The organism is Citrobacter sp. wls829, from assembly GCF_005280825.1.
Lineage (GTDB): Bacteria > Pseudomonadota > Gammaproteobacteria > Enterobacterales > Enterobacteriaceae > Citrobacter > Citrobacter gillenii.
Genome location: NZ_SZWP01000046.1, coordinates 1 through 18,773, shown reverse-complemented (window position 1 = coordinate 18,773; position 18,773 = coordinate 1). Strand labels below are relative to the sequence as shown.

The window sequence follows — 18,773 nt, the reverse complement described above, 5'->3', positions numbered from 1 at the left end:
TCAGGAACTTGTTCGCACCTTCCTTAATGCAAACGCATACACGATCGGCAGCAGCAGCCAGCCGCGATTGCGTGAGGCCACAATGGTCATTACCGTACAGATCATCAGGCTAACCAGAGAACCGACGTTCAGCAGGCTCAGGTTTTGTCCATTCTCGCCACCGGGCAAAATACGTGCTTCCAGGGCAAAAGCGTGGCACACCAGCGCGATAACCGCAGAAAGGATAGCCATACGCCGCCAGCCGCTGTTTTTTTGCAGCAGAGCGGGAACGATCAGCGCAAGGCTGACGGAATAGGCGACAAGGGCGAACAAAGCAAAAACGGGCATATAGGTGTCGACAGTTGACCAGTGATAAAGAAAAGCAGTATAGCGTTACGTGACCGCTGCTCCAACCGTTGCATAACAACAAAGGCGGCTTCATGTTATACTGCGACAAAATTCTGTTGATGTGTCGTGCAAGCGACCGACCGTTTCCACCCCAGGCGAGAGACAATGTTTGATAATTTAACCGATCGTTTGTCGCGCACGCTGCGCAATATCAGTGGCCGTGGACGCCTTACTGAAGACAACGTTAAAGAAACGCTGCGCGAAGTGCGCATGGCGCTGCTGGAAGCTGACGTTGCGCTGCCGGTAGTGCGTGAGTTTATCAATCGCGTAAAAGAGAAAGCGGTTGGTCATGAAGTTAACAAAAGCCTGACCCCGGGTCAGGAATTCGTCAAAATCGTTCGCAGTGAACTGGTCGCGGCGATGGGCGAAGAGAACCAGACCCTGAATCTGGCCGCTCAGCCACCGGCCGTAGTGCTGATGGCGGGTCTGCAGGGTGCCGGTAAAACGACCAGCGTGGCGAAACTGGGTAAGTTCCTGCGCGAGAAGCACAAGAAGAAAGTGCTGGTCGTCTCTGCCGACGTTTATCGTCCGGCGGCGATCAAACAGCTGGAAACGCTGGCTGAGCAGGTTGAAGTCGACTTCTTCCCGTCTGACGTCGGCCAAAAGCCGGTCGATATCGTTAACGCTGCGCTGAAAGAAGCGAAGCTGAAATTCTACGACGTGCTGCTGGTGGATACCGCCGGTCGTCTGCACGTTGACGAAGCGATGATGGACGAAATCAAACAGGTCCACGCGTCTATCAATCCGGTAGAAACGCTGTTTGTTGTCGATGCCATGACCGGTCAGGATGCCGCGAATACCGCAAAAGCCTTCAACGAAGCGCTGCCGTTAACCGGTGTCGTGCTGACGAAAGTCGACGGTGATGCCCGCGGCGGTGCCGCACTCTCTATTCGTCATATCACTGGTAAGCCGATTAAGTTCCTCGGTGTTGGCGAGAAAACCGAAGCGCTGGAGCCATTCCATCCGGACAGGATTGCTTCGCGTATCCTCGGCATGGGCGACGTACTGTCGCTGATCGAAGATATCGAAAGCAAGGTTGACCGCGCGCAGGCTGAGAAGCTGGCGACCAAGCTGAAGAAGGGCGATGGTTTTGACCTGAACGACTTCTTAGAACAGCTTAATCAGATGAAAAACATGGGCGGCATGGCAAGCCTGATGGGCAAGCTGCCGGGCATGGGTCAGATTCCTGACAACGTGAAATCGCAGATGGATGACAAAGTGCTGGTGCGTATGGAAGCGATCATCAATTCGATGACGTTGAAAGAACGTGCCAAGCCGGAAATCATCAAAGGTTCGCGTAAGCGCCGTATCGCTCAGGGCTGCGGTATGCAGGTACAGGACGTTAACCGCCTTCTGAAACAGTTCGACGACATGCAGCGCATGATGAAGAAAATGAAGAAGGGCGGGATGGCCAAGATGATGCGCAATATGAAGGGCATGATGCCGCCAGGATTCCCTGGTAGATAAATATATCGGGCTACCTTATTTGCTATTTTGACGCCGGAGTGTGCTCGAAATGCTCACGTACTGCGTGTACGCTCCGCTTTCTGCGCGCACGCCGACGCCAAACTGGCTGCAACGGTAACGCCCTGGTATCAAGCTTCATCACATGTTGATTGCTTTTTTCTCAGAAATCAGTAAAATTTTCGGGCTTTTAATATGACACCGGGTCCCTTCCCTCGATGGGGCCCGGTGTTTTATTCACACAAGAGGATGTTATGGTTACTATTCGTTTAGCACGTCACGGCGCTAAAAAGCGTCCGTTCTACCAGGTTGTTGTTACTGACAGCCGTAATGCACGCAACGGTCGCTTCATCGAGCGCGTTGGCTTCTTTAACCCAATCGCTAGCGAAAAAGAAGAAGGCACTCGCCTGGATCTGGATCGCATCGCTCACTGGGTTGGCCAGGGCGCGACTATTTCTGATCGCGTAGCTACGCTGATCAAAGCAGCAAACAAAGCAGCTTAATCTGTCACGGTGGTCATGATGAGCAAGCAACTCGCCGCACAGGCGCCCGTAGAACCCATAGTTCTGGGGAAAATGGGGTCTCCTTACGGTATCCGTGGTTGGCTCAGAGTGTTTTCTTCCACTGAAGACGCCGAAAGCATTTTTGACTATCAGCCCTGGTTTATCCAGAAGGCGGGTCAGTGGCAGCAAGTACAGCTGGAAAGCTGGAAGCACCACAATCAGGATCTGATCATCAAGCTGAAAGGTATTGAGGATCGGGATGCGGCGAATGTACTGACGAATTGTGAAATTGTCGTAGATTCCTCGCAGTTGCCAGCGCTGGATGATGGCACTTACTACTGGAAAGACCTTATGGGTTGCCAGGTAGTGACCACTGAAGGCTACGAACTCGGTAAAGTCGTCGATATGATGGAAACCGGATCGAATGACGTCATCGTCATCAAGGCAAACCTGAAAGATGCGTTTGGTATCAAGGAACGTTTAGTACCGTTCCTCGATGGGCAGGTTATCAAGAAAGTCGATCTCACTACTCGTACTATCGAAGTAGATTGGGATCCTGGTTTTTAAACCACCGGATAAACGGTAAAAGTCGGCGTGATGGGGATTGGCTTGTGTTTATAGGTATCGTTAGCCTGTTTCCAGAAATGTTCCGCGCAATTACCGATTACGGGGTAACTGGCCGGGCAGTAAAAAATGGCCTGCTGAACATCCAGAGCTGGAGTCCTCGTGACTTTGCTCATGACCGGCACCGTACCGTGGACGATCGTCCTTACGGCGGCGGACCGGGGATGTTAATGATGGTGCAACCTTTACGGGATGCCATTCATGCAGCAAAAGACGCGGCAGGTGAAGGCGCGAAGGTGATTTATCTGTCACCTCAGGGACGCAAGCTTGATCAAGCGGGCGTGAGCGAACTGGCAACGAATCAAAAGCTGATTCTGGTGTGTGGTCGCTATGAAGGCGTAGATGAGCGCGTAATTCAAACCGAAATTGATGAAGAATGGTCAATCGGCGATTACGTTCTCAGCGGTGGAGAATTAGCAGCGATGACGCTGATTGATTCCGTCTCCCGGTTTATTCCGGGGGTACTGGGTCATGAAGCATCGGCAACGGAGGATTCCTTTGCCGATGGGTTGCTGGACTGCCCGCACTATACCCGACCTGAAGTGTTAGAGCAGATGGAAGTACCGGCAGTTTTGCTGTCGGGGAACCACGCTGAGATACGTCGCTGGCGTTTGAAGCAGTCGCTGGGCCGTACCTGGCTTAGAAGACCTGAACTTCTGGAAAACCTGGCTCTGACTGAAGAGCAAGCAAGGTTGCTGGCGGAGTTCAAAAAGGAACACGCACAACAGCAACATAAACATGATGGGCAGGCGTAAGCCCCCAATATCAGTTTACCCAGGATAAGAGATTAAATTATGAGCAACATTATTAAGCAACTTGAACAAGAACAGATGAAGCAGGACGTACCTTCCTTCCGTCCGGGTGATACCGTGGAAGTGAAAGTATGGGTTGTTGAAGGTTCCAAAAAACGTCTGCAGGCATTCGAGGGCGTGGTTATCGCTATTCGTAACCGCGGTCTGCACTCTGCATTCACTGTTCGTAAAATCTCCAACGGCGAAGGCGTTGAGCGTGTCTTCCAGACTCACTCTCCGGTAGTTGACAGCATTGCTGTTAAACGTCGTGGTGCTGTTCGTAAAGCTAAACTGTACTACCTGCGTGAGCGCACTGGTAAGTCTGCTCGTATCAAAGAGCGTCTTAACTAAGATATCGCTCAGGCGACATCCTGTCAGAAGGGGCTGGCCAATAAGGCTGGCCCCTTTTTTTATCGCCATAAAACTCACATCATTAACTATTAATTCATAAATCATTTACAATGCCCTGTCGTTATTGGAGGGGCAGTGGTTATTGGTGCAATCTTTCGGTTTGGTCATCAGCGCTGCGCGGCATGGCTCGCGTTGTTTGCGATCCTGCTGATCGTCATCGCGCCGCTTATCTCTGTTTCTTTGCAACACGATCCTATGAATGCGATGCCGGGTATGCATCATGATATGGGCATGATGGTGGAACATGCTGAACAACATGGTGACGGCGCCTCGATGACGATGCCCGTCGATCACGGCGAAGCATGCGGCTACTGTGTGCTGCTGGCGCACGTGCCCGGGCTGATACTGACTCTGGTTATTCTGTTGCGCGGCGTGCTGCGGCTACAGAAAAAAACGCCACTACATCCTACGCTGACGTTCTGGCTCTACTTCCCCTGGCTGTATCCCAATACCCGTGCACCACCGTACCGGTCTGCTTTTTCCTGATCCTAAAAATACGTCTGTACGCGTTAGCGTGATGACGCTCTTTGGCTTTTTCTAAGGAAAAGTATGACCACCTGCACCCCGCGTGCAGCATGGGTAACCCTGCTGCGACGCCTTCATTTCTCTATCGGCCTGTTCGTGGGTCCCTTTATTTTTGTCGCGGCACTGACCGGTACGCTCTACGTTGCCACACCGCAACTGGAAGAGGCGCTTTACTCTGAGGCGCTACAGGGAACCGAGCAAGGAGAACCACAATCGCTGGCTGCTCAAATTGCGCTCGCGCAGCAGGTCGTCGGCAATCATTTGCCGGTGTATGCAGTACGCCCTGCGCTTGAGCCAGGAGAGACGACCCGGGTAATGTTTGCAGACCCTGTACTGGCCCCGTCTGAACATCGGGCGATTTTTATCGACCCGGTTGCACTTACGGTAACAGGCGATATGACTGTCTATGGCACCAGCGGGATCTTACCTCTGCGCCAGTGGATCGACTATGCGCACCGTTCCTTGCTGTTGGGGGATATTGGGCGGCTTTATAGCGAACTGGCGGCGTCCTGGATGTGGGTAGCGGCGCTGGGCGGTATTGTGCTTTGGTTTTACACTCGACCCAGGCGTCGTCTGAATAATCGACTGCAAAAAAACCGTCGTCTGCACGTTACGCTGGGCTGGATTCTGCTAGGCGGGATGTTACTTTTTTCCGCAACCGGTTTAACCTGGTCGCAATGGGCAGGGGGCAATGTGGATAGCATGCGGGCAGCCTTTGGCTGGCTGACGCCGCAGGTAAATACACAGCTCGATGGTGTCCAGCAAATTCATGATGAGCATGCCGGACATCACGCTGGCATGGTAATGCCATCGGCAAGTGTGGTTGACGGCGGGCTTTTTGATGCGGTATTACGCACGGCGCAGGCGGCGGGGATTGATGCCAGGAAGCTGGAGATCCGCCCGGCGAAAGATGCGCAGCATGGTTGGACTGTCACCGAGATTGACCGCCGCTGGCCAACCCAGGTGGATGCGGTGTCTGTTGATACAACCACGATGCGGATTATTGACCAGACGCGCTTTGTCGATTTCCCACTGATGGCGAAATTGACGCGTTGGGGCGTTGATTTCCATATGGGGATTCTGTTTGGCGTACTCAATCAGGGGCTGCTGATCGTCTTTGGTGTAGGCCTGTGCCTGATGATCGTGCTGGGCTATCGGCTATGGTGGATACGCCGACCCGCCGGACCGGCGGTGAATCCGGCACAAACGCTGGTGCAGTGTTGGCTGATGCTCAACGGGAAGGGGCGATGTGCGGTGCTGGTAGTGGCTGGTGTGCTGGGGATGGCGATGCCGGTAGCGGGCGTAAGCCTACTGCTGTTTATGATGATTGACTGGCTGCGCTGGTACAAAATGTCGCAAAATCTGTTGGCGCAGTCAGCCGAGTAAGACATTAAGGCGTGCTGATGACGACCGCAACGCGGCGGTTTTCGGCACGGCCTTTTGAGCTCTGGTTACTGGCAATCGGGTATTTTTTGCCTAATCCCTGAGTTGTCAGATTGGTGCGTGGGATGTTGGCACCCTGAGCCCAGGCATCTGCCACGACGTTAGCTCGCTTAAGCGACAGTGCTTCGTTATAGCTGTCTTCGCCGTAGTTATCGGTGTGACCATCCAGACGCGCATGATTCAGGCCGGTAGCCGCCAGTTTAGCTGCCATTTCTTGGATCTGTTTTTCACTTTCAGGACGCAGCTTATAGTCATTTTTATCAAACAAAATGGTATCAGACAGACCCAGCGACCAGTCGCCAGATGCTTCGGTAAAGCCGTATGATTTCATGGCTGCAACTTGCTCAGGGGTGAATTTACCCTGAGGGGCCTGACAGCCAGCCAGAATCAGTATGATAAGAATAAATGGCGATAATAGACGTTTCAGCATGTGTGTAATTCCTTATTTTTTAATAATGCGTTCAGAACGCAAATGTTTAGCCTGATACATATTGTGATCGGCGAGTTCTTGTAATTTCTCGGCAGAGGCATGTTCCCACGTCAGCGCAAACCCAATGCTTAGCGTCATGCTTGCCAGATGACCATTGTGAAGGTCAAATGGACGGTTAAACTCTTGCGATAGTGCCGCGCAGATACGCTGAACTTCATTCTCCGAATGCACGCTGTATAGCACCATCGCAAACTCATCGCCTCCGAGCCGGTACGGTTGATGGTGATTGCCACCAAACTCGGCCAGCCTTTTAGCAACTTCAATCAATACCCGGTCTCCTGCTGCATGCCCCCAGGTATCATTAATAAATTTAAAATTATCGCCATCAAGGAATAACAACGCCGAGCTGCTGTGAGCGGATTCGTCGTTCATCAACGCGTTAATGCTGCTACGAAATGCGGCGCGATTAGCAAGTCCGGTCAGGGGATCGTGCAGCGCGGTGCGCAACAACTGAGCATTTTTGGCTTGCAGGCGCAGTTGCCACTCTTCCATCTCATCCAGCAGACTATTAAAGTCCTGGGCAAACAGATGAAACTCTTCAATGCGTTCTTCAGACACGCGGCGTGAGAAGTTGCGGTTGGTGCGAACGTCGTGCACCACCTCGGTAATATTTTGCAGCGCTTCAACAACGCCATTGTGCAAATAGCGGGTGAGCATTAATGCAATACCGGAGGCCAGCAAAATGCATCCGGTAAGCACAGCCAGTGACAGATAGATGAAATGGCTAATGACGCTGTCGCGGGCAGTCAGGCGCACTTCCCCAATGACGTTGCCATTGTGCAAAATAGGCTTTGTCACCGGCTGTGGGAATAGCCAGTGACTGATCAGACCGCTAATCTTTTCTGTTGTATCCTGGGCGTCATAGCGCCAGGTGGCGATCACCTTTTGATTTTTATTGCGTACTTCGGCAACGGAGAATTGCCCCTGTTGCCCTAGCGCAGCCAACGTTTCGTTTGCTGCAACGCTATCAGAAAACACCAGCGAGGCTTCAAGCGATCGGGTCATGGTTGCGGCGGTCAGATCGAGGTTTTTTTGCGCATATTGTTTGAGTGCCAGCACGGAAGAAATGCTCAGCAGCAGCCAGATCAGCGTCATAGTGACCAGAACGCTGACGATGCTGATACGCCGTAGTGTCTGTTTGAACGTTGGGCGTGTTATGGGAGAAATACCCTTATCCATCCTTATTATTCCGTGCAAGCATCAATACGTCTGGACTGACCCTTACACCACTGCGTGACAGGGAATCCATATTTACCGAAAACCTCACTTCTTCATTATTTATGATGAGGCAAAAAGCGCTACCAATAACGCATTCGGTATTCTGTTCGGCAATTAATAACAATGCCTTAGTTGGAAATTGACTCTTTAATTCCACCTGAAATGTCGGGGATTCAGTGCCAAAATAAAAACCGTCACACTGAGCTACGACACTGTCTTGTTGCGTATGAACGATGACGGGAAGATAGGGTAACGCTCCGGCATGGGTATCCTGCAGCACACTGGTAAAACGTGATGAAGAGAAGATACACAGTTTGGGCGGACCGGAAAGCGCTGGCCAGCGCGTATAGCTGACGATGCCGGAAACCATGGCGCGTACGGATTTCGCCTCTTCCGTAGCGTTTTGGGCATACAGCGGTAATCCGGACAATAGCAGTGCCAGTAGAAGTATGAGTCGATAAGAAAAGCTCATGAAAAGGTACCTACCAGCGTTAGCCGTAATACGTCGAAATACACTCACGATTGTTCGCAACAAAGTAACATTATTTTACCAGAGCGTCATTATATCTGGATGAATAACATTATCGATTTAAGTTAAATCTTATTGATTTATCGGATGTAACTTATTGTTTAATTTAATCTTATAGAGGCTGCGCCTTCATTTGAACCTTTTTGCCAGGCACTGTGTAATTGGTCGACATTTTCAACGGTATCACAGCTTGGAGGGAAGGTTTTCCCGGCCAGTCCCCTGGCGTAAACAAAATCCTGCTGGCAGGTTTTACGTTGTCCTTCAGCGTAACCCTTAAGATATTCCGTACGATCGATTTCGGGGTCATTGTAGTTGTCGGCAAGAGTTTCATTATCTTTAATTACATACCCTGAAATAGCATCCTGGATCCCGGCATCGTACCAGTCGGTGCCGGTCCAGGTGGGGGCATGGGTATAGGGATCTATCTGACATCCGCTTAGCAGTAACACCAGTACCGTGTTGATAAGTCGCTTCATTGCTGATACTCCCTGGTTTTTTTAAAGCATAGCGGATCTCTTAAATGGCGTGTGTAAATTTAAATTTACGACATTCCGCGCCTGTTAGGCCTGTTTATACTGGCTGTAAATAAAAATTTACGTAACGTGGATTGAAATCTTTACCCGTTGTGTTATCGTAATTACCTCCTCGCTGAGGAACAACTATCGCAAACGAGCTAAACAGGATCACCACCATGCAAAAAGACGCGCTGAACAACGTACACATTACTGATGAACAGGTTCTGATGACTCCGGAACAACTTAAAATGCAATTCCCGTTGAGTCTGGCGCAAGAGGCGCAAATTGCGCAGTCGCGCAAAACCATTTCTGACATCATCGCCGGTCGCGATCCGCGTTTGCTGGTAGTGTGTGGTCCTTGCTCTATTCATGATCCTGAAATGGCGCTGGAATATGCCCGTCGATTTAAAACCCTTGCCGCAGAGGTCAGCGATAGCCTCTATCTGGTGATGCGTGTCTATTTTGAAAAACCCCGTACCACCGTCGGCTGGAAAGGGTTAATTAACGATCCTCATATGGACGGCTCTTTTGATGTTGAAGCCGGTCTGAAAATTGCGCGTCAGCTGTTGCTTGAACTGGTGAATATGGGGCTGCCGCTGGCGACAGAAGCATTGGATCCCAACAGCCCGCAGTACCTGGGCGATCTGTTTAGCTGGTCCGCTATCGGTGCGCGTACGACTGAATCGCAGACTCACCGTGAAATGGCGTCGGGTCTGTCGATGCCGGTTGGTTTTAAAAATGGCACTGACGGCAGCCTGGCGACAGCGATTAACGCTATGCGCGCAGCAGCTCAGTCTCACCGCTTTGTGGGTATTAACCAGGCAGGACAGGTGGCACTGCTGCAAACGCAGGGTAATCCGGACGGTCATGTGATCCTGCGCGGCGGTAAAGCACCGAATTACAGTCCGGCAGATGTTGCTCAGTGCGAAAAAGAAATGGAGCAGGCGGGACTGCGACCGTCACTGATGGTAGATTGCAGTCATGGTAACTCCAACAAAGATTACCGTCGCCAGCCTGCCGTGGCAGAGTCAGTGGTTGCACAAATTAAAGATGGCAACCGTTCAATCATCGGCCTGATGATTGAAAGCAATATTCACGAAGGCAACCAGTCCTCCGAGCAGCCGCGCAGTGCAATGAAATACGGCGTGTCCGTAACAGATGCCTGCATTAGCTGGGAAATGACGGATGCGTTGTTGCGTGAAATTAATAAAGACTTGAACGGCCAGCTGGCGACGCGCCTGGCTTAAGAGGTGGGTTATGGTGGCTGAATTGACCGCATTACGCGATCAAATTGATGAAGTGGATAAGGCGTTGCTGGATTTGCTGGCGCGCCGTCTTGAACTGGTTGCCGAGGTTGGTGAAGTAAAAAGCCGCTTTGGGTTACCGATTTACGTGCCTGAGCGGGAGGCGTCTATGCTGGCTTCTCGCCGTGCAGAGGCGGAAGCGCTGGGCGTACCGCCTGATCTGATTGAAGATGTATTACGTCGGGTAATGCGTGAGTCGTACTCTAGCGAGAATGACAAAGGATTTAAAACGCTCTGTCCAACGTTACGCCCGGTGGTGATTGTCGGCGGTGGCGGTCAGATGGGACGGCTATTCGAGAAGATGCTTACGCTGTCAGGTTATCAGGTGCGTATTCTTGAACAGCATGACTGGGATCGTGCCGAGGAGATCGTGGCGGATGCCGGAATGGTGATCGTTAGCGTGCCGATTCACGTTACCGAGCAGGTGATCGCGAAATTACCGCGCTTGCCTGCTGACTGTATCCTGGTCGATCTGGCCTCGGTGAAAAACGGCCCATTACAGGCGATGCTGGCGGCGCACGATGGCCCGGTAGTTGGATTGCATCCGATGTTTGGTCCGGATAGCGGCAGTCTGGCAAAGCAGGTGGTTGTCTGGTGCGATGGACGCCAGCCGGAAGCCTATCAATGGTTCCTGGAACAGATTCAGGTCTGGGGGGCGCGGCTGCATCGGATCAGTGCCGTCGAGCACGATCAGAATATGGCGTTTATCCAGGCATTACGTCACTTCGCGACTTTTGCTTACGGGTTGCACTTAGCAGAAGAGAATGTCCAACTTGAACAGTTACTGGCGCTCTCTTCGCCGATATACCGTCTTGAGCTGGCCATGGTCGGACGCCTGTTTGCCCAGGATCCGCAGCTGTATGCCGACATTATTATGTCGTCAGAAAGTAATCTCGCGTTGATCAAACGGTATTATCAGCGTTTTGGTGAAGCGATTGGTTTACTGGAGCAGGGCGATAAGCAGGCGTTTATCGACAGCTTCCGTAAGGTTGAGCACTGGTTTGGCGATTATGCCAAACGCTTCCAGAGCGAAAGCCGTACGCTACTGCGTCAGGCCAACGATAGCCGCCAGTAGCGTCGATACCGGATGGCGATGCATACGCCATCCGGTATTGTCTTACGTTAGCTCGGATCGACCGGCACCACGTTCTCACTTGGGTAACATCCCAGTACCTTCATCGAACGCGTAATTTCACCCAACTCCTTCAATGCTTTTTGCATTTCCGGCGATTCCAGGTTGGCCTGGATATCGAGATAAAACATCTCTTCCCACGGATTACCGTGAATCGGGCGCGATTCCAGCTTGGTCATAATCAGATTATGGTTGCGTAGCACCAGCAGCGCTTCAACCAGCGCACCCGCCTGTTGCCCTGTCGCTATCAACAGCGTGGTTTTCGCCGGAACCTGGTCGGAAACATTAATAGCCTTGCGTGCTAGCACGACAAAACGGGTAATGTTTTGCGTCTGATTCGCTTCAATATGTTCAAGTACCTGCAGACCGTGCAGCACGCCACCGGCTTCGCTGCCCAAGGCTGCCACGTGCGGTGAGTTCGCCTGGGCAACCTTTTCCATTGCTGCCGAGGTGCTTTCGGTATATTCGATCTTCCAGTGCGGATAACGATTGAGGAATTTGCTGCATTGCTGGAACGGTTGCGGATGGCTGTACACGGTTTCGATGCTATTCAGGTCCGTAGTACCGGAAACCAGCACGCAGTGGTCGATAATAATGGTCATCTCGCCGACGATGGAGAGGCTGGTGTGCTGCAGCAAGTCGTAAACATCGTTGATCGCGCCAGAGCTGGTGTTCTCAATAGGCACGACCGCGTAGTCCGCCTGTCCGGTTTCGACCTGATTAAAGATATCGGCAAACTTGGCGCAACCGCTTTCAATAAATTGCTCAAAATGGCGAGCGGCATACTGACGCGCAGCGAGGTGCGAATACGAGCCTTTTGGCCCCAGAAACGCGACGCGGGCGGAGTGCGGATTGATTTTATTCAGATGCTGCTGCAGGAGCGCCTGCTGGGTGAGAACGGAATCTTCAATAATGAGCTGGAACAGGCGTGTGATGTAGTGGGCATCGAGGTGATGCACTTTACCCAACTGGATCAGTCGGTCCAGCAGATCGCGCTCGCGGTCAATATCGCGCACCGGACGATGAGAAAGCAGTTTTGCTTTACCGACTTCGACGGCCAGACCACGACGCTCAGCCAGCAGGGCCAGTAATTTTTCATCCAGCGAGCTTATCTTATCGCGCAGCGCCAGTAATGGGTTTTCCGATGTCATAGTGTTGCCTTTTTTATTATCAATAAAAAAGGCCCCCCGTTGTGGGAGGCCTTATTGTTCGTCTTCGCATTATTTATCACACGACGAAACGCCTCCCATTCAGGGGAAGGTAAAAAAGAATGCGAAGAAGAACGGAATAAGTTTCATGTCAATTTCCTTTGGCTACGTCAGTTAAAGTACCTGTACTGTTTTCACCCTGTCAACAAAAAACGCGCCCGAAGGCGCGTTGGCGATACACTCAATGTAAGGGACTACTCTTCTTCTGCTTCGACGAAGTTGGCGTCTTTTACTGAAGTTGTTGCACGACGGGCTTCGCCTTTGTGCTGCACTTTATTGAGCTGCCGTTCCAGCTTGTTGATCAAATCGTTAATAGCGGTGTACATATCTTCGTGCTTAGCGCTGGCAACCAAATGTCCGTTCGGTGTATTGATGGTGGCGTCAGCAGTGAAACCCTGTGGCTCCTTGGACAGAATGATATGTGGATTAATCAGATGAGTTTGCCATTTTTCAAGTTTGGCGAGACGGTCTGCGACATGCTGGCGAATTGCCGGAGTAATTTCCATTTGTTTACTGGTAATGTTCATTGTCATAAATTTTACCTCTTGTCTTTCCCGTCTTGGTGATTCCAGCATACCTTTCCTAATGTCAAAATATGTGATCTAAATCACATTATTTTGTCGCTTTTTGTCAAGAAAACCTTTTTGTGAGGCACCGCAGGAACAGGCGATCTTTTACTTGAGGAATACCTGAAAGCAGGCCATATTTGATAGGATGCGTTGCAGCTAAACCGCTTGAGTTACGGCGTAAACGGATAAAAAAACGGCAGCCCGAGCGCTGCCGTTTTGCATTCAGCGAGGAATCAGGTATTGCTGCTGTTGGCGGCAATAATTTTCGCCACTTTTTCGGCCTGTGCAGTCATCTGCATCTGGCGATAGGCGTTTTCCATCAGCGGTAAGGCATCACGTGTTGCCTGGGTATCCGGGAAGTCACGCAGCATACCTTCTACGCGGTTTACCACAGCAACCCACGCGCCGCGTGCGGTGTAGTACTCAGCAACGGAGTACTCATATTTCGCCAGGCGATCTTTCAGGAATACCAGGCGCTTGGTGGCGTCCGTTGTGTACTGGCTATTCGGGTAGCCACGTACCAGTTTGGAAAAGTCATTAAACGCAGCTCGGGCGTGCTGTGGATCGCGATCGCTGCGATCAACACCAAAGAATCCTTGCAGTGCGCTATCATCCAACGCCATATTGGTCAGGCCACGCATATACATGACATAATCAATGTTAGGGTGTGTCGGGTTCAGACGGATAAAACGATCGATGGCGGCCTGAGCGAGCGGCAGATCGGCATTTTTGTAGTAGGCGTAGATGAGATCTAATTGCACCTGCTGAGAATAAGGTCCAAATGGATAGCGATTATCCAACGCTTCCAATTGCGTTATTGCCTGTTTCCAGTTACCGTCCTGCAGCTTTTGCTGAGCAGTCGCGTAGATTTCATTTGGTGGGTTATCGGGCACCTCTTCCTTTGAACCAGAGCAACCCGCCAAAAACAGGCTCAACGTGGCTGCTGCCACCAGGTATTTCATGCGCGTCATGACGTTTTGACTTTCCTCAAAATGTTTTACGGGAGATTCTCTGTTCCTGCTCCCGGTTAAGACCAGCTACAATAGCACACTATATTAAACGGCAAAGCCGTAAAACCCAACGTTAAACGAAGAAGCAGTTTATGGCACAACGAGTAGAACTCACCGCAACAGTCTCCGATAATCAGCTCGGTCAACGCTTAGATCAGGCTTTGGCCGAATTGTTCCCTGATTATTCGCGTTCTCGCATAAAAGAATGGATCCTTGATCAGCGCGTGCTGGTAAACGGGAATCTTTGCGATAAACCGAAAGAAAAAGTTTTGGGTGGAGAACGTGTCTCCATCAATGCTGAAATTGACGAAGAAATTCGTTTTGAAGCGCAAGATATCCCGCTAGATATCGTTTATGAAGATGACGATATTCTGGTCATCAACAAACCACGTGATTTCGTGGTACATCCGGGCGCCGGTAATCCTGATGGCACGGTATTGAATGCGTTACTGCATTACTACCCGCCGATTGCGGATGTTCCTCGTGCAGGTATCGTGCACCGTCTGGATAAGGACACCACCGGATTAATGGTGGTAGCAAAAACGGTTCCGGCGCAAACGCGTTTGGTCGAGTCGCTACAGCTGCGTGAAATTACGCGTGAGTACGAAGCCGTAGCGATTGGTCATATGACAGCCGGTGGCACTGTAGAAGAGCCTATCAGCCGTCATCCCACCAAACGTACGCATATGTCCGTGCATCCTATGGGGAAACCTGCGGTGACGCATTACCGCATTATGGAGCACTTCCGTGTACACACGCGCCTTAGGCTGCGTCTGGAAACCGGACGTACGCACCAGATCCGCGTGCACATGGCGCATATTACCCATCCGCTGGTGGGCGACCAGGTCTACGGCGGCCGTCCACGTCCACCGAAAGGCGCGTCGGATGAATTTATTTCTACGCTGCGTAAGTTCGACCGCCAGGCGCTGCATGCCACCATGCTGCGCTTGTATCACCCAATCACAGGTATCGAAATGGAATGGCATGCGCCAATTCCGCAAGATATGGTTGATCTGATTGCCGTGATGCGTGCCGATTTCGAAGAGCATAAGGATGATGTGGCCTGGCTATGAGTAAGCTAATTGTCCCGCAGTGGCCGCTGCCGCAAGGCGTCGCGGCCTGTAGTTCTACCCGTATTGGTGGCGTCAGTTTGCCGCCGTACGATTCGCTGAATCTGGGGGCCCATTGCGGCGATAACCTGGAACATGTTGAAGAGAACCGCAAACGACTCTTTGCTGCGGGCAATCTGCCTTCAAAACCGGTCTGGCTCGAACAGGTGCACGGTAAAGATGTTCTGAAACTTACCGGCGAGCCTTATTCTTCTAAGCGTGCGGATGCGTCCTACAGCAATACGCCGGGCACCGTGTGTGCAGTGATGACGGCGGACTGTTTGCCCGTGTTATTTTGTAATCGTGCTGGCACGGAAGTCGCGGCGGCTCATGCGGGCTGGCGCGGGTTATGTGCAGGCGTGCTTGAAGAGACCGTTGCGTGTTTTGCTGATAAACCCGAAAACATTATTGCCTGGTTAGGCCCGGCAATTGGTCCCCGTGCATTTGAAGTGGGGCCTGAAGTGCGTGACGCGTTTATGGTCAAAGATCCACAAGCAGACAGCGCATTTGTGCCACGTGGTGAAAAGTACCTGGCAGATATTTATCAGCTTGCTCGCCAGCGTCTGGCACATGTTGGGGTTGAGAACCTCTACGGCGGTGACCGCTGTACGTTCAGCGAAAGTGAGACTTTCTTCTCTTATCGTCGCGACAAAACCACCGGTCGTATGGCAAGTTTTATTTGGCTGATATAACCTAAAGAATCAAGACGATCCGGTACGCGTAATTTTCTTTTCACATAATTCAGGTCATTCACCTTGAATAATTGAGGGATGACCTCATTTAATCTCCAGTAGCAATTTTGACCTGTTATGGGAGGAGTTATGCGTCTGGATCGTCTTACTAATAAATTCCAGCTTGCACTCGCCGATGCCCAGTCACTCGCACTGGGGCACGACAACCAGTTTATCGAACCACTTCATCTAATGAGCGCCCTGCTTAATCAGGAAGGGGGATCGGTCCGTCCTTTGTTAACGTCTGCTGGCATTAACGCCGGCCAGTTACGCACAGCCATTGATCAGGCATTGAGCCGCTTGCCGCAGGTAGAAGGCACCGGCGGTGATGTGCAGCCTTCTCAGGAGCTGGTGCGTGTACTGAATCTTTGCGACAAGCTGGCGCAAAAACGTGGGGACAATTTTATTTCGTCGGAACTGTTCGTTCTGGCGGCGCTTGAGTCACGCGGTACGCTGACCGATTTATTAAAATCAGCGGGGGCGACGACCGCTAATATCACTCAGGCAATTGAACAGATGCGTGGAGGTGAAAGCGTGAACGACCAAGGGGCTGAAGACCAACGTCAGGCCTTGAAAAAATACACCGTCGACCTGACGGAACGTGCCGAGCAGGGTAAGCTCGATCCGGTTATCGGTCGTGATGAAGAAATTCGTCGCACCATTCAGGTGCTGCAACGCCGTACTAAAAACAATCCGGTATTAATTGGTGAGCCTGGTGTCGGTAAAACGGCCATTGTTGAAGGGCTTGCGCAGCGCATCATTAATGGCGAAGTGCCGGAGGGTTTAAAAGGCCGCCGTGTACTGGCGCTGGATATGGGCGCGCTGGTGGCCGGGGCGAAATATCGCGGTGAATTTGAAGAACGTTTAAAAGGTGTGCTGAACGATCTGTCGAAACAGGAAGGCAATGTCATTCTGTTTATCGATGAGCTGCATACTATGGTTGGCGCAGGTAAAGCCGATGGTGCCATGGATGCCGGGAACATGTTGAAACCGGCACTGGCTCGTGGCGAACTGCACTGTGTAGGGGCTACAACACTTGATGAGTACCGCCAGTACATCGAAAAAGATGCGGCACTGGAACGTCGTTTCCAGAAAGTGTTTGTTGCCGAGCCGAGCGTGGAAGACACCATCGCCATTTTGCGTGGGTTGAAAGAACGCTATGAGCTGCACCACCACGTGCAGATCACTGACCCGGCAATTGTCGCGGCAGCGACGCTATCTCATCGTTACATTGCTGACCGTCAGTTACCGGACAAAGCCATCGATCTTATCGATGAAGCGGCGTCCAGCATTCGTATGCAGATTGACTCCAAGCCGGAAGAACTGGACCGACTCGATCGCCGAATCATCCAGCTCAAACTGGAACAGCAGGCGTTAATGAAAGAGTCTGACGAGGCGAGTAAAAAGCGCCTCGATATGCTTAATGAAGAGCTGGATGACAAAGAGCGTCAGTATTCTGAGCTCGAAGAAGAGTGGAAAGCGGAAAAAGCGTCACTCTCCGGCACGCAGACGATTAAGGCTGAACTGGAGCAGGCGAAAATCGCTATCGAACAGGCTCGTCGGGTGGGTGACCTGGCACGGATGTCTGAGCTGCAGTACGGCAAAATTCCTGAGCTGGAAAAACAGCTGGAAGCAGCCACTCAGTCTGAAGGCAAAACCATGCGCCTGTTGCGTAATAAAGTGACGGATGCGGAAATCGCCGAAGTACTGGCGCGTTGGACGGGGATCCCTGTTGCCCGCATGCTGGAAGGCGAGCGTGAAAAACTGCTGCGTATGGAGCAGGATCTGCATAACCGCGTCATTGGTCAGAACGAAGCGGTGGAAGCGGTATCCAACGCGATTCGCCGTAGCCGTGCAGGGTTGTCCGATCCGAATCGTCCGATCGGTTCGTTCTTGTTCCTTGGGCCAACCGGTGTCGGTAAAACCGAACTGTGTAAAGCGCTGGCTAACTTTATGTTCGACAGCGACGACGCGATGGTTCGTATCGATATGTCTGAGTTTATGGAGAAACACTCTGTCTCTCGTCTGGTCGGTGCGCCCCCGGGATACGTTGGCTATGAAGAGGGCGGCTACCTGACAGAAGCGGTGCGTCGTCGCCCTTATTCCGTCATCCTGCTGGATGAAGTGGAAAAGGCGCATCCGGATGTGTTCAACATTCTGTTGCAGGTGCTGGATGACGGTCGACTGACTGACGGGCAGGGGAGAACGGTCGACTTCCGTAATACGGTGGTCATCATGACTTCTAACCTGGGGTCCGATCTCATTCAGGAACGTTTTGGCGACCTGGACTACGGACACATGAAAGACATGGTGCTGGGCGTGGTCAGCCAAAACTTCCGTCCGGAATTCATTAACCGTATAGATGAAGTTGTTGTCTTCCATCCGTTGGGTGAACAACACATTGCGTCTATTGCCCAGATCCAGCTGCAGCGTCTGTACAAACGTCTGGAAGATCGTGGCTATGAAATCCACATCTCTGACGAGGCGCTTAAACTGCTGAGCGCGAATGGGTACGATCCTGTCTACGGGGCGCGTCCATTGAAACGTGCTATCCAGCAACAGATCGAAAACCCGCTGGCCCAGCAAATCCTGTCGGGTGAGCTGGTTCCTGGCAAAACGATTCGTCTGGAAGTGAATGACGATCGCATTGTGGCAGTGCAGTAAGTCACAAAATACTAAAAACGGGCCCTGCGGGGCTCGTTTTTGTTTAAAAACCAGGCGAAAATAACTTTCCATTACTAGTTTTGATGGAAAAGTAATCGGTTGATAAGTTTTTTGTATTTTCCCCTTGTCAGCCTGAAATAACTCCC

At 51.6% G+C, this 18,773-nt stretch carries 20 protein-coding genes, 1 pseudogene and 1 other annotated feature; of the genes and pseudogenes, 12 read left to right on the top strand and 9 right to left on the bottom strand.

The genetic code is table 11. The features are described from left to right. Positions 1 to 24: 24 nt before the first annotated feature. Positions 25 to 327, bottom strand: a pseudogene (locus tag FDW88_RS06755) (inner membrane protein YpjD); the annotation flags it as partial. A gap of 165 nt (positions 328 to 492) precedes the next feature. Here FDW88_RS06755 and ffh point away from each other — a divergent pair. The 7 genes from ffh to FDW88_RS06715 all read left to right on the top strand — a co-directional run bounded on the left by ffh (position 493) and on the right by FDW88_RS06715 (position 6,091). Then, entirely contained in the window at positions 493 to 1,854 is a 1,362-nt protein-coding gene (ffh, locus tag FDW88_RS06745; RefSeq protein WP_096756094.1) for a signal recognition particle protein, read from the top strand. 251 nt (positions 1,855 to 2,105) lie between these two features. Continuing rightward, positions 2,106 to 2,354: a 30S ribosomal protein S16 gene (rpsP, locus tag FDW88_RS06740; RefSeq protein WP_003031228.1), complete on the top strand. Its 249-nt coding sequence runs from the start codon at positions 2,106 to 2,108 to the stop codon at positions 2,352 to 2,354. An 18-nt stretch (positions 2,355 to 2,372) separates the two neighbouring features. After that, positions 2,373 to 2,921 carry a ribosome maturation factor RimM gene (gene rimM, locus FDW88_RS06735; RefSeq protein WP_096756095.1) on the top strand — a complete coding sequence of 183 codons (549 nt, stop codon included), beginning with the start codon at positions 2,373 to 2,375 and terminating at the stop codon, positions 2,919 to 2,921. Positions 2,922 to 2,965: 44 nt separating this feature from the next. After that, positions 2,966 to 3,733, top strand: a complete 768-nt coding sequence (gene trmD / locus FDW88_RS06730; protein ID WP_115257737.1) for a tRNA (guanosine(37)-N1)-methyltransferase TrmD — start codon at positions 2,966 to 2,968, stop codon at positions 3,731 to 3,733. 39 nt (positions 3,734 to 3,772) lie between these two features. After that, positions 3,773 to 4,120: a 50S ribosomal protein L19 gene (gene rplS / locus FDW88_RS06725; RefSeq protein WP_002914145.1), complete on the top strand. Its 348-nt coding sequence runs from the start codon at positions 3,773 to 3,775 to the stop codon at positions 4,118 to 4,120. 135 nt (positions 4,121 to 4,255) lie between these two features. Next, on the top strand, positions 4,256 to 4,666 hold the full coding sequence (locus FDW88_RS06720) for a DUF2946 domain-containing protein (protein ID WP_371414754.1): 411 nt from the start codon (positions 4,256 to 4,258) through the stop codon (positions 4,664 to 4,666). Positions 4,667 to 4,729: 63 nt separating this feature from the next. Further along, positions 4,730 to 6,091 (top strand): PepSY domain-containing protein, encoded by a 1,362-nt coding sequence (locus tag FDW88_RS06715; protein ID WP_137362260.1) that lies wholly within the window; start codon positions 4,730 to 4,732, stop codon positions 6,089 to 6,091. Positions 6,092 to 6,095: 4 nt separating this feature from the next. On the opposite strand, the gene FDW88_RS06710 is transcribed toward FDW88_RS06715, so the two are convergent. From FDW88_RS06710 to FDW88_RS06695, 4 genes are all read right to left on the bottom strand, one after another. Beyond that, a complete protein-coding gene (locus FDW88_RS06710) occupies positions 6,096 to 6,578 on the bottom strand; it encodes an OmpA family protein (protein WP_096756098.1) in 483 nt (160 codons plus the stop codon). A gap of 12 nt (positions 6,579 to 6,590) precedes the next feature. Further along, a complete protein-coding gene (gene dgcN / locus FDW88_RS06705) occupies positions 6,591 to 7,817 on the bottom strand; it encodes a diguanylate cyclase DgcN (RefSeq protein WP_137362259.1) in 1,227 nt (408 codons plus the stop codon). Then, positions 7,810 to 8,328 carry a YfiR family protein gene (locus FDW88_RS06700; RefSeq protein WP_096756100.1) on the bottom strand — a complete coding sequence of 173 codons (519 nt, stop codon included), beginning with the start codon at positions 8,326 to 8,328 and terminating at the stop codon, positions 7,810 to 7,812. Before FDW88_RS06700 ends, dgcN begins: the two co-directional genes overlap by 8 nt. A gap of 158 nt (positions 8,329 to 8,486) precedes the next feature. Continuing rightward, positions 8,487 to 8,861: a DUF2799 domain-containing protein gene (locus FDW88_RS06695; RefSeq protein WP_096756101.1), complete on the bottom strand. Its 375-nt coding sequence runs from the start codon at positions 8,859 to 8,861 to the stop codon at positions 8,487 to 8,489. 215 nt (positions 8,862 to 9,076) lie between these two features. Between FDW88_RS06695 and aroF the strand changes: the two genes are divergently transcribed. Both aroF and tyrA read left to right on the top strand, forming a co-directional pair. Beyond that, on the top strand, positions 9,077 to 10,147 hold the full coding sequence (gene aroF / locus FDW88_RS06690) for a 3-deoxy-7-phosphoheptulonate synthase AroF (protein WP_096756102.1): 1,071 nt from the start codon (positions 9,077 to 9,079) through the stop codon (positions 10,145 to 10,147). A 10-nt stretch (positions 10,148 to 10,157) separates the two neighbouring features. Further along, entirely contained in the window at positions 10,158 to 11,279 is a 1,122-nt protein-coding gene (gene tyrA, locus FDW88_RS06685; protein WP_137362258.1) for a bifunctional chorismate mutase/prephenate dehydrogenase, read from the top strand. A 47-nt stretch (positions 11,280 to 11,326) separates the two neighbouring features. On the opposite strand, the gene pheA is transcribed toward tyrA, so the two are convergent. From pheA to bamD, 4 genes are all read right to left on the bottom strand, one after another. Beyond that, positions 11,327 to 12,487 (bottom strand): bifunctional chorismate mutase/prephenate dehydratase, encoded by a 1,161-nt coding sequence (gene pheA / locus FDW88_RS06680; RefSeq protein WP_096756104.1) that lies wholly within the window; start codon positions 12,485 to 12,487, stop codon positions 11,327 to 11,329. A 22-nt stretch (positions 12,488 to 12,509) separates the two neighbouring features. After that, positions 12,510 to 12,635, bottom strand: a sequence feature (Phe leader region). Further along, positions 12,587 to 12,634 carry a pheA operon leader peptide PheL gene (gene pheL / locus FDW88_RS06675; protein ID WP_101706155.1) on the bottom strand — a complete coding sequence of 16 codons (48 nt, stop codon included), beginning with the start codon at positions 12,632 to 12,634 and terminating at the stop codon, positions 12,587 to 12,589. (Overlaps the previous feature by 48 nt.) A gap of 103 nt (positions 12,636 to 12,738) precedes the next feature. Next, positions 12,739 to 13,077, bottom strand: a complete 339-nt coding sequence (gene raiA, locus FDW88_RS06670) for a ribosome-associated translation inhibitor RaiA (protein WP_096756105.1) — start codon at positions 13,075 to 13,077, stop codon at positions 12,739 to 12,741. A gap of 269 nt (positions 13,078 to 13,346) precedes the next feature. After that, a complete protein-coding gene (gene bamD, locus FDW88_RS06665; RefSeq protein WP_096756107.1) occupies positions 13,347 to 14,084 on the bottom strand; it encodes an outer membrane protein assembly factor BamD in 738 nt (245 codons plus the stop codon). 131 nt (positions 14,085 to 14,215) lie between these two features. On the opposite strand from bamD, the gene rluD reads away from it, so the two are divergent. From rluD to clpB, 3 genes are all read left to right on the top strand, one after another. After that, positions 14,216 to 15,196, top strand: a complete 981-nt coding sequence (gene rluD, locus FDW88_RS06660) for a 23S rRNA pseudouridine(1911/1915/1917) synthase RluD (protein ID WP_096756108.1) — start codon at positions 14,216 to 14,218, stop codon at positions 15,194 to 15,196. Then, positions 15,193 to 15,924 (top strand): purine nucleoside phosphorylase YfiH, encoded by a 732-nt coding sequence (gene yfiH / locus FDW88_RS06655; protein WP_117343909.1) that lies wholly within the window; start codon positions 15,193 to 15,195, stop codon positions 15,922 to 15,924. The genes rluD and yfiH overlap by 4 nt, the downstream gene beginning before the upstream one ends. Before the next feature lie 129 nt (positions 15,925 to 16,053). Then, complete coding sequence (clpB, locus tag FDW88_RS06650) at positions 16,054 to 18,627, top strand: ATP-dependent chaperone ClpB (RefSeq protein ID WP_096756110.1); 2,574 nt, start codon at positions 16,054 to 16,056, stop codon at positions 18,625 to 18,627. The last annotated feature ends 146 nt before the right edge of the window (positions 18,628 to 18,773 follow it).